Below are 10059 nucleotides of genomic sequence, written 5' to 3'. Positions count from 1 at the left end.
CGCGGCGGCCGCGAGGACGAGGGCGCGGCGCGCGCCGTGGGCGGCGGGGTGGCCGCCGAGCCGGGGTGGCAACGCCTGCGCGCCGGAGCGGCGCAGGTGGACACAGCCCGGACAGTCGCAGTCGCTCGCGGGCTCGAATTCCTCGAATACCGGAGCAGCCTCCATGCGATTCCCCTCACACTCCGGGCCTTTCCCGACGGAGTCGGAGAAGGGGCACGGAAAAGCCTCTGAGCGCGTCTGCACATCCGTCAGCCTCTCAACTGTCCGGGGATATCGCATGTTGACGGTCCGAATGATGGAGTGGCCTTGCCCGCACCCGCCCCCGACCCCTCCGGCGCACGCCCCGGCACTCCCCGGGGGCAGACCCGGGCAGCCCGGCCGTGGTCAGAAGCACCCCCCAGGGTCCGGTAGAGTTATCCAGGTCAGCAGGCGCCGCTAGCTCAGTTGGTTAGAGCAGCTGACTCTTAATCAGCGGGTCCGGGGTTCGAGTCCCTGGCGGCGCACGACAGCGATGGCGAGGCGTGTTCGCGGAAAGCGCGAACCGCCTCGCTGTCGTCTTTTCTGCGCGGCTTCGCCGCGCGTTGTGGGGGCTCCGCCACCCACACCCCCCGGCCGGGGTTCCGCGAGGCCCACATGTTCCGGCCGAGGGCCTTTTCGTACTGGTCACGCGACTGCCCGGCGCCGCCAGCGCCCCCCGCGCACCCCTGGGGCCCGCCGGGCGCGACCGCTACGGTTGCGCCATGGCACGCGACCTCCAGGAGCGGATCAAGAAGCTCATCATCGACCAGCGGCTGCCCTCCGGGTCCCCGCTGCCCACCGAGCCGGAACTGATGGAGCGGCTCGGCGTCAGCAGGAACTCGGTGCGCGAGGCGCTGAAGGCCCTGCAGGCGATGGGCATCGTCGAGATCCGGCACGGCTTCGGCACCTATGTCGGGCCGATGTCGATGGCGCCCATGATCGAGGGCCTCACCTTCCGCACCGTCGCGGGCCACTACCGCGGCGAGGACAGCCTGCTGCAGCTCCTCGAACTGCGCGAGGCCGTCGAGACCGGCCTCATCGCCCGCCTCGCCGGCTCCATACCCGCCGCGGACCTCGCCGACCTCGACGCCCTCGTGGACCGCATGGACGCCGAGGCCGCGGGGCCGGACGGCGCCGTGCGCGCCGAGACCGACCGCGCCTTCCACGCCGCCCTCTACAGGTGCCTGGGAAACCGCCTGCTCGGCGAGGTCCTCGAGGCGTTCTGGGACGCCTTCCACCGGGTCCGCACCGATCTGGTCGACGTGCCGCAGGACCCCAAGGTCACCTGCCGCCAGCACCGCGAGATCCTCGACGCGGTGCGCTCCTCCGACGTCCTGAGGGCCGAGCGGGCCATACGGGAACACTTCGGTAACATTCGCGTCCGCCTGAGCGCTCCCGCCTCAACAACCGTCCCCCACCCCAGTTATGACCGGTAAACTGCTTGTTTCGCTCTTGCGATCATGCATAGGCGCGTAGAACCCTGACGGGAAGCCTGGGCACGGCCCGGCTCTCATGAGGCGCGCGGTACGGGGCAGTTGGGGGGCTTGGACGCCGACCGCACGAGAGCCCGTATGAACGCCTGGACGGGGGTCCCCGCGTTCATGAACGGATGTCGAGGGGGGCATCATGCAACCGGAGGGTCGCCTTTCGCTGTCTTACGCGAGGGGGGCCCGCCACTGATGCGCCCGCGAAGGTCGAGGGGGACCGGGCGGACGACAAGGACCGACGAACGCGCGGACAGCCGCGTGCGGGGGGATGACTCATGACGTCGACGCCGGAGGGCGAGCGGCACAGCGACCCGTCTCAGACGACCCAGTTGCGGGCGCTGTCGCACCGGACGGGCGGCTTCAGACGCATCAAGAAGTCGCTGCCCCGCTACGACTACGAGCACTACAGCCGCCTGGCCGGCCCCCTCACCCAGCCGGACCCCGCCAAGCCGTACAAGGTCCAGTACCGCTCGCTGCTGTCCCAGGAACCCCACCGCATCCGCGCCGCCCTGATGCTCGGCGCCGCCCCGCTGCTCTCCCTCGTCCTGCTCGCCTGGCTGCTCCAGCCCGAGCACTGGACGGAGCGCGACTACGTCGCGAACGACTGGCTGCCCGCGCTCGACATCGTCATGCTCGTCTCGATCGGCCTGATCGAGTTCTTCCGCTGCATGAACGTCCTCTCCAACGCGCACGCCACCCTCGTGGCCCGCGACCCGGTCCCCGTGGTGCCCGAGACGGGCACCCGCGTCGCCTTCCTCACCTCGTTCGTGCCCGGCAAGGAGCCGATCGAAATGGTGACGAAAACCCTGGAAGCGGCGGTGAGATTGCGCCACCGCGGACTCCTGCACGTCTGGCTGCTCGACGAGGGCGACGACCCCGAGGTCAAGGAGGTGTGCGCCCGCCTCGGCGTGCACCACTTCTCCCGCAAGGGCATCGCCAAGTGGAACCAGGCCAAGGGCCCGCACCGCGCCAAGACCAAGCACGGCAACTACAACGCCTGGCTGGACGCGCACGGCGACGGCTACGACTACTTCGCCTCGGTCGACACCGACCACGTCCCGATGCCCAACTACCTGGAGCGGATGCTCGGCTTCTTCCGCGACCCGGACGTCGGCTTCGTCATCGGCCCGCAGGTGTACGGCAACTACGACACGTTCGTCACCAAGGCCGCCGAGTCCCAGCAGTTCCTCTTCCACGCCCTGATCCAGCGCGCGGGCAACGCCTACGGCTCCCCGATGTTCGTCGGCACCAGCAACGCCGTACGGATCAGCGCGCTGAAGCAGATCGGCGGCCTTTACGACTCGATCACCGAGGACATGGCGACGGGCTTCGAGATACACCGCGCCAAGAACCCGGCCACGGGCAAGAAGTGGAAGTCGGTCTACACCCCGGACGTGCTCGCCGTCGGCGAGGGCCCCAACGCCTGGACGGACTTCTTCACCCAGCAGCTGCGCTGGTCGCGCGGAACGTACGAGACCATCCTCAAGCAGTTCTGGAAGGCGCCCTTCTCCCTGCCCCCGGGCCGCCTCTTCAACTACACGATGATGGTCATCTTCTACCCGATGTCCGCGATGAACTGGATCCTGGCGGCACTCAGCTGCGCCCTGTTCCTGGGTCTCGGCGCGTCCGGCGTGAACATCGACCCGACCATCTGGCTGATGCTCTACGGCAACGCCTCCGCGCTGCAGATCGGCCTGTACATCTGGAACCGCCGCCACAACGTCTCGCCGCACGAGCCCGAGGGCTCCGGCGGCATCGCGGGCATGGTGATGTCGGCGCTGTCCGCGCCGATCTACGCGCGCTCCCTGATGGACGCCGCGCTGCGCCGCAAGTCCTCGTTCGTCGTCACGCCCAAGGGCGACTCGGCGAGCCCGGACACGCTGTTCGGCACGTTCCGCATCCACTTGTTCTTCATCCTGGTCTTCGCCGGTTCGATAGCGGCGGCGTACGTGTACGACCACGCGCATCCCGCGATGATCATCTGGGCCACGTTCGCGCTGCTCGTCACGGCCGCGCCGATCTTCGCGTGGCGGTACGGCATGCGGCAGGAGAAGAAGAAGGCCGCCACGCAGCCGCCGCCCGCGCCTGCGCCCGTGCCGCAGCAGGCCCAGCCGGGCGCGCAGCCGTATCCGCAGCCGTATCCGCAGCAGTACCCGCCGCACTCCGCGCCGCCGCACGCGCGGCCTGCGCCACACGCACCACAGCAGAAGCCCAGCTGGGCCTCGAATGACGAGACCATGCAGATCGCCCTCGGGAGCCACGAACAATGAAAGACCCGTCCAGCCGCCGCCGCGCCCGCCGCATCGCGATAGGCGCGGCGGTCGTCATAGCTCTGGCCGGAATGAACGGCCCCTGGCTGTGGCGCGTGGGCTCCGAGAAGTACCACAACTACAAGATCAACCAGCCCGAGTACAAGGCCGACAACGGTCACTGGAAGGTGATCGACTTCCCGGAGGAGTACCGGCAGAACACGATCCACGCCTCGCTCCTGCACACCGGCAAGATCCTGATGGTGGCCGGGTCGGGCAACAACCAGAAGAACTTCGACGACAAGAAGTTCGACACCCGGCTCTGGGACCCGGTCAACAACACCATCAAGAAGATCCCGACGCCGGTCGACCTGTTCTGCACGGGCCACACCCAGCTCGCCGACGGCAAGCTGCTCATCGCGGGCGGCACCAAGCGCTACGAGAAGCTCAAGGGTGACGTCACCAAGGCCGGCGGCCTGATGATCGTGCACAACGAGAACCCGGACAAGCCGATCACGCTGCCCGCGGGCACCAAGTTCACCGGCAAGAAGAACGGCAAGACGTTCGTGTCGAAGGACCCGGTGGTCGTCGAGCGCGCGAAGAAGGTCTTCGACAAGCAGACCGGCGCGTTCGTGCGCAACGACCCCGGCCTCGGCCGCATCTACGTCGAGGCGCAGCAGAGCGGCGCGAAGTACGAGACCGGCACGCAGGACAACTACCGCGTGCAGGGCCTCAGCGGCGCCGACACCCGCAACACCTATGGCATCGCGCAGAAACTCGCCCTGGACAAGAAGGACTTCCAGGGCATCAAGGACACCTTCGAGTTCGACCCGGTCGCCGAGAAGTACATCAAGGTCGACCCGATGAACGAGGCCCGCTGGTATCCCACGCTGACCACGCTCACCGACGGCAAGGTGCTGAGCCTCTCCGGCCTGGACGAGATCGGGCAGCTGGTGCCCGGCAAGAACGAGGTGTACGACCCGAAGACGAAGAAGTGGACGTACACCAAGGGCATCCGGCAGTTCCCGACCTACCCGGCGATCTTCCAGATGGCCGACGGGCGGCTCTTCTACTCCGGCTCGAACGCCGGCTACGGCCCCGACGACGTCGGCCGTGACCCGGGCATCTGGAACCTGAAGACCAACAAGTTCAAGAAGATCCCGGGCATGAGCGACCCGGACCTCCTGGAGACCTCCAACACCGTCGAACTCCCGCCCGCGCAGGACCAGAAGTACATGGTGGTCGGCGGCGGCGGCGTCGGCGAGTCCAAGGAGTCCTCCACGAAGACCCGCATCGTGGACCTGAAGGACGCGAATCCGAAGTTCACCGACGGCCCCGAGCTGGAGAAGGGCACCCGCTATCCGCAGGCGTCCGTCCTGCCCGACGACTCCGTGCTCGTCTCCGGCGGCTCCGAGGACTACCGCGGCCGCAGCGACTCCAACATCAAGCAGGCGCGGCTGTACGACCCGAAGACCAAGAGCTTCGACCGGGTCGCCGACCCGCACGTCGGCCGCAACTACCACTCGGGCTCGATCCTGCTGCCCGACGGCCGCGTGATGTTCTTCGGCTCGGACTCCCTGTACTCCGACAAGGGCAACACGAAGCCGGGTGTCTTCGAGCAGCGGGTGGAGATCTATACGCCGCCGTACCTGTACCACGGGTCCCAGCCGACCCTTGGCGAAGGCCCCAAGAAGATCGCGCGCGGCGAGTCGGGGACGTTCCCCACGAGCCACGCCTCGTCGATCAAGAAGGCCCGGCTGATCCGGCCCAGCGCCTCGACCCACGTGACGGACATCGACCAGACGTCCATCGCCCTTGACCTGAAGAAGTCCGGCAACAAGGTGACGGTTACGGTCCCGAAGAACCGCAGCCTCGTCGAGTCCGGCTGGTACATGCTCTTCGTGACGGACGATCAGGGCACGCCCAGTAAGGCGCAGTGGGTCCACGTTCCGTGAGGTAAGTGCCCCGTCAGGGGCGCGGGGCTGTATCGATTTGCGGCTCCGCCGCCCGCGTGGGCGCGACCAGCCACGAAGAAGCCGCAGACGCGTCTGCTCAGTAACTCGGCAGATGCGTCTGCGGCTTTTCGCGGGCTGAGCGCGCAGTTCCCCGCGCCCCTACGGGGCGCTGGCCTTGGCCAGGGAGAGGGCGTACTCGGGCCACCACTGCCCGGCCTGCGGGCCACCGCGACACGTCCCGTCGGACTCCCCGGGTCGCTTGACCCACACATAGGCGTCGACCAGATCGTCACCGGTCTTGGTGGTGGGCGCCTCACCCAACGCCCGCCCGGGCGGGTTGCACCAAGGGTCCTTGCCCTTGCCCGTGTAGGGCCCGCGCCCATTGCGGCTCGTGTCGATGACAAACGGCTTGCCGCCGACCTTCGCGGAAAGCGTCTTGCCGTACCGCTTGCTGGCCTCCGTGGTCTGGAAGTTGGAGACGTTCACGGAGAAGCCGTCGGCCTGCTCGACGCCCGAGCGCTTCAGGGGGTCGTACAGCGAATCCGGCTTCGACCAGCCCGCGTTGCCCGCGTCCAGATAGACCTTCGTGTTCTTCAGGGACTTGAGCTTGGCGACGGCGCCCTTGAGGAGGTCGTACCGCTCCTCGTGGAACTCCGGGGGCGTGCACTGGTCCACCATGTGCAGCACCGCGTCCGGCTCCAGGATGACCGTGGCGGCACGGTCGCCGATGCCCTTGGCCACGCCGTCGATCCACGCGCGGTACGCGTTGCCGTCGGCCGCGCCGCCCTTGGAGAACTGGCCGCAGTCGCGGTGCGGGATGTTGTAGAGGACGAGCAGCGCGTCGCGGTCGGCCTTCTCGGCCGCTTCCGTGTAGCCGCGGGTCTGCTTCTCCGGGTCCTCGGGGAGGATCCACTCGGCGACCGGCTGCTCGGCGATCTTGCGGATCTGCTTGGCGTCGTCCTTCTTGCCGTCCTTCTCGTACGCGGAGACCTGCTTCGCGGCGTTCCCCTCGGGGTTCACCCAGAACGGGTCCTCGCCCTTGGGCTGTTGGCTGACGCCGCTGCCGACGCCCTCCTCGTCCTTGCCGTCACCGTCGGAAGACGAGCAACCGGACAGCAGCAGCGCCGCTCCCGCGAGCGCGACCGTCGCCGTCACCCCCCTGGCCGCGAAGACACGCCCGCGACCTGTGATTCTGCGGTACATCCACTCCCCCTTGGGTGCACTGTCCGGTGCTCAATCCTGACATAACTACGTGCGGCCCACGAGGCCCGGCCATCCGGGCGACCCACCTGTAGAAGACCTGTTACAGCCCGCCGAAGCGGGGTAGGCGTGGGGCCGTAGGGGGGCGGCCGAGAAGGGAAAGTGCCATGCGGGACCGCACCTCTGCGCTCAGGCTGGCACAGGTCCTGGTGGAAGCCGTGGACACGGTCGCCGACGACTTCGACACCGACCGCCACCTGCACCGCGTGTCCCAGCACTGCGCCGAACTCCTCGACGCCCCGGCCGCGGGCGTGATGTACATCGACGTCGGCAGCACCGTCCGCATCGCCGCGAGCAGCCGGGGCGGTGAGCTGGCCCGGGATCTCCTGGAGGCCCAGCACCTGGGCGGGCCGTGCCTGGACGCCTACGGCACCGGCCGCCCCGTACCGCCCGTCCGGCTGGCCTCGGCCGACGCCCGCACCCGCTGGCCGGCCTTCACCGAGCGGGCCCGCGCGCAGGGCGTGGACGCCACGTTCGCGGTGCCGCTGCGGGCCCGGGAGCGGGTGCTCGGCGTGCTCAACGTCTTCTCGGCGGAGTGGCCGGCCTCGGCCCGGCCCGGCGGCGGCCCGCAAGAGGCCGAGGACGACGGCGTGTTGGCGCTCGCGCAGGCGCTCGCCGACGCCGCCGCGGTCGGGCTGCACAACCACCGCGCGTACGCCGGATACCGCAACCTCTCCCGGCAGTTGCAGGCCGCGCTGACGAGCCGGGTCCGGATCGAGCAGGCCAAGGGGATACTGGCCGAGCGCTGGGGCACCGGCCTCGACGTGGCCTTCGAGGCGCTGCGGAGGTACGCGCGGCGGGAGCGCCTGGTGATGGACGTGGTCGCCGGCATGGTGATCAAAGGGGCGCTGGACGACGCGACCCTGCGCGCCGGCGCGCCCCCACCGCCGCGGCAGGCCCCGTAGGGCATGCGGGCGGGCGCATCTGTGCGACGTGCGGCCATCACGCGGCGGAAGCAAAAGGTGGCTTGGCGTCAAACCCCCTCTAGGCCGGGGCCGCCTTCCGTTCTAGAGTCTGTTCTACGGCCCAAGCCCCCGGCCTGAGTTGACCATTCCACCACCGTGGGTTCATCCCAAGGTCCATCCCAAGACCTCCCGTGCCGGCGCCGGGTTTCTCCCGCAGCTCGAGCGCGCGCGGTCGAGGACCAGCCCGGTCGATGGCTCCGGGGGGAGCGGGTCGTTGGCCGGGCCAGGTTGTGTCCGCACCCGCCGCGCGCCGGGGTGTGCGCCGTGCACCCGAGTCCCCACGTCAGGGGCGCGTGCACTGGTTGACAGTGTCCATGACCACCTGGGACTCTCCGGGCGACAAGTCCATACATCGAGGCGACGGTTGCCAGGAACCCGGTGCGACTCCGGGACGGTCCCGCCACTGTGACCGTACGCGCGAACCGCTCACGCGCGCACGGAAGTCAGGAACTGACCCGTCGTCCTCCTGCCATGGGGCGTGGAAACCCCAGAAGGAGGCCCACCGGCATGTCCCTCACGTCTGCGCACGGCGCACCGCACAGCGACACGACCGCGATACAGTCCGCGACGATCCAGACCCGCGACTGGCTGATCGCCGCTGCCGCGGCGATCGTCGCGCTGATCGCGCTGTACGCCGTCTTCATGGACAACGGCTCGCTGATCTCGGCGACCGGCGACTACCTGCACGAGTTCGCGCACGACGGCCGGCACCTCTTCGGTGCCCCCTGCCACTGATCGGGGCCGCGCGCACCATGTCGAAGTCCCCGAATTCCCCGAACCCTCCGACCGCTCCCAGCACTTCCTCCCCGTCCCCTTCTCCCTCTCCCTCTCCCTCCCCTTCTCCGTCCCGTTCTTCTCCCTCTGCCTCTCCGCGTGCCGCCGGGTCGCCCGTGCTTCCGTTGCTCGGGCGGGGCCTCGTGGCCGGAGGGCTCGGCGGTCTCGCGGCGGGCCTGTTCTCGCTGTTGCTCGCCGAGCCGCTGATGGACAAGGCGATCCGCGCCGAGGAGGCCCGCTCGCACGAGCACGAGCCCGCGGGCGGCGCCGTCCAGCACCACGAGGAACTGTTCTCGCGCTCCACCCAGCACGCGGGCCTGGTCATCGCCCTGGTGGTGGCCGGTCTGGCGATCGGCGTGCTGTTCGCCGTCGCGTACGCGCTGGTGCACCGGCGCGATCCGCGCGGCAATCCGTGGCCGCGGGCGCTCGCGTTCTGCGCGGCCGCGTTCTGCGCCGTCTCCCTGTTCCCCGCGCTGCGCTACCCGGCGGCCCCGCCCGGGGTCGGGGACGCGGGCACGGTGGGCGACCGGCAGCAGATGTGGCTGGGCGCCGTCGTCATCGGGGTGCTCGGCATGTTCCTGGTGTGGCAGGTGTACGTACGTCTCGCACCGCGTGCCGTGCCGGTCCGGCAGGGCGCGGCCGCCCTGACGGCGGCGCTGGTCCTCGTCCTGCTGTGGGCGCTGCCCGACAACCCGGATCCGGTGCCGGTCAGCGCGACCCTGCTGTGGGACTTCCGGATGCTGTCCCTGGCGTCGCACGTGCTGCTGTGGGCGGTGTTCGCGGCGGTCTTCGGCGGCCTCGGGCTGCGCGCGGTCCGCGCGCAGGCGCCAGTCGCGGCGGGCGAGGCGGACGGCAAGCCCGAGCCGGCCGACTACGGTTCGGTCGCGCCGGTGAGATAGGCGGACACGACCACGTTCGCCGAGTACGTGCGGCTGGTGCGGTCGAACGTGCCGCCGCACGTGATCAGGCGGAGCTCGGCCCGGCCCTCCTCGCGGGGGCCGTAGGCCATCCTCGCGCTGAAGTCGTCCCGGCCGAGCACCTGCACGTCGTCCACCGTGAACTCCGCGAGCGACCCGTCGTCCCTGGTCACGCGCACCTTCTCGCCGGGGCGCAGGGCGCTGAGGTGGTAGAAGACGGCGGGTCTGCTCTCGGTGTCCACATGGCCGACGAACAGGGAGGTGCCCTTCGCGCCGGGGCGCACGCCGCCCCCGTACCAGCCGACGACGCCCGGCTGGGTGTACGGCGGCGGGTCGATGGCACCCGCGGGGTCCAGGCCGCGTGCGACGACCGGGGCGCGCACGCCGAGCGCGGGTACGTCCACGCGCTGCGGGCGGGCCGCGGGCAGCGGCTC

General features: G+C 69.8%; 8 protein-coding genes, 1 tRNA gene, 1 pseudogene and 1 riboswitch. Of the genes and pseudogenes, 7 read left to right on the top strand and 3 right to left on the bottom strand.

The window, feature by feature from the left end:
• A pseudogene (locus STRAU_RS44950) lies at window positions 1-165 on the bottom strand (peptidoglycan-binding protein); the annotation flags it as partial.
• Between the two features lie 264 nt (window positions 166-429).
• Here STRAU_RS44950 and STRAU_RS21690 point away from each other — a divergent pair.
• From STRAU_RS21690 to glxA, 4 genes are all read left to right on the top strand, one after another.
• Window positions 430-503, top strand: a tRNA-Lys gene (locus STRAU_RS21690).
• 237 nt (window positions 504-740) lie between these two features.
• Entirely contained in the window at window positions 741-1454 is a 714-nt protein-coding gene (locus STRAU_RS21685) for a FadR/GntR family transcriptional regulator (RefSeq protein ID WP_016642517.1), read from the top strand.
• Between the two features lie 326 nt (window positions 1455-1780).
• Window positions 1781-3775, top strand: a complete 1995-nt coding sequence (locus STRAU_RS21680) for a glycosyltransferase family 2 protein (protein WP_016642516.1) — start codon at window positions 1781-1783, stop codon at window positions 3773-3775.
• Window positions 3772-5709: a radical copper oxidase GlxA gene (gene glxA / locus STRAU_RS21675; RefSeq protein WP_016642515.1), complete on the top strand. Its 1938-nt coding sequence runs from the start codon at window positions 3772-3774 to the stop codon at window positions 5707-5709. Before STRAU_RS21680 ends, glxA begins: the two co-directional genes overlap by 4 nt.
• A gap of 159 nt (window positions 5710-5868) precedes the next feature.
• On the opposite strand, the gene STRAU_RS21670 is transcribed toward glxA, so the two are convergent.
• Window positions 5869-6912, bottom strand: a complete 1044-nt coding sequence (locus STRAU_RS21670) for a glycoside hydrolase family 6 protein (protein ID WP_052029187.1) — start codon at window positions 6910-6912, stop codon at window positions 5869-5871.
• A gap of 164 nt (window positions 6913-7076) precedes the next feature.
• Here STRAU_RS21670 and STRAU_RS21665 point away from each other — a divergent pair, with 164 nt between their 5' ends.
• The 3 genes from STRAU_RS21665 (at window position 7077) to STRAU_RS21655 (ending at window position 9607) form a co-directional block, all read left to right on the top strand.
• Window positions 7077-7874, top strand: coding sequence for a GAF and ANTAR domain-containing protein (locus tag STRAU_RS21665; RefSeq protein ID WP_016642513.1), 798 nt, complete (start codon window positions 7077-7079; stop codon window positions 7872-7874).
• Between the two features lie 384 nt (window positions 7875-8258).
• Window positions 8259-8407: riboswitch (cobalamin riboswitch) on the top strand.
• Window positions 8408-8441: 34 nt separating this feature from the next.
• Entirely contained in the window at window positions 8442-8669 is a 228-nt protein-coding gene (locus tag STRAU_RS21660) for a CbtB domain-containing protein (protein ID WP_016642511.1), read from the top strand.
• A gap of 155 nt (window positions 8670-8824) precedes the next feature.
• Window positions 8825-9607: a CbtA family protein gene (locus STRAU_RS21655; protein ID WP_259299955.1), complete on the top strand. Its 783-nt coding sequence runs from the start codon at window positions 8825-8827 to the stop codon at window positions 9605-9607.
• Here the strand turns inward: STRAU_RS21655 and STRAU_RS21650 are convergent.
• Window positions 9580-10059 (bottom strand): class F sortase (locus STRAU_RS21650; protein ID WP_037660991.1); only part of this gene is annotated, 480 nt, incomplete at its 5' end. The two genes, STRAU_RS21655 and STRAU_RS21650, sit on opposite strands and share 28 nt — an antisense overlap.

The organism is Streptomyces aurantiacus JA 4570 (genome assembly GCF_000414115.1).
Classification (GTDB): domain Bacteria; phylum Actinomycetota; class Actinomycetes; order Streptomycetales; family Streptomycetaceae; genus Streptomyces; species Streptomyces aurantiacus_A.
This window is presented reverse-complemented; position numbering and strand designations above follow the sequence as displayed.

Excerpts from the sequence above, each read along its gene's own strand:
- STRAU_RS21685 (WP_016642517.1), top strand. The coding sequence starts at position 741 with ATGGCACGCGACCTCCAGGAGCGGATCAAGAAGCTCATCATCGACCAG.
- STRAU_RS21680 (WP_016642516.1), top strand. The coding sequence starts at position 1,781 with ATGACGTCGACGCCGGAGGGCGAGCGGCACAGCGACCCGTCTCAGACG.
- glxA (WP_016642515.1), top strand. The coding sequence starts at position 3,772 with ATGAAAGACCCGTCCAGCCGCCGCCGCGCCCGCCGCATCGCGATAGGC.
- STRAU_RS21670 (WP_052029187.1), bottom strand. The coding sequence starts at position 6,912 with ATGTACCGCAGAATCACAGGTCGCGGGCGTGTCTTCGCGGCCAGGGGG.
- STRAU_RS21665 (WP_016642513.1), top strand. The coding sequence starts at position 7,077 with ATGCGGGACCGCACCTCTGCGCTCAGGCTGGCACAGGTCCTGGTGGAA.
- STRAU_RS21660 (WP_016642511.1), top strand. The coding sequence starts at position 8,442 with ATGTCCCTCACGTCTGCGCACGGCGCACCGCACAGCGACACGACCGCG.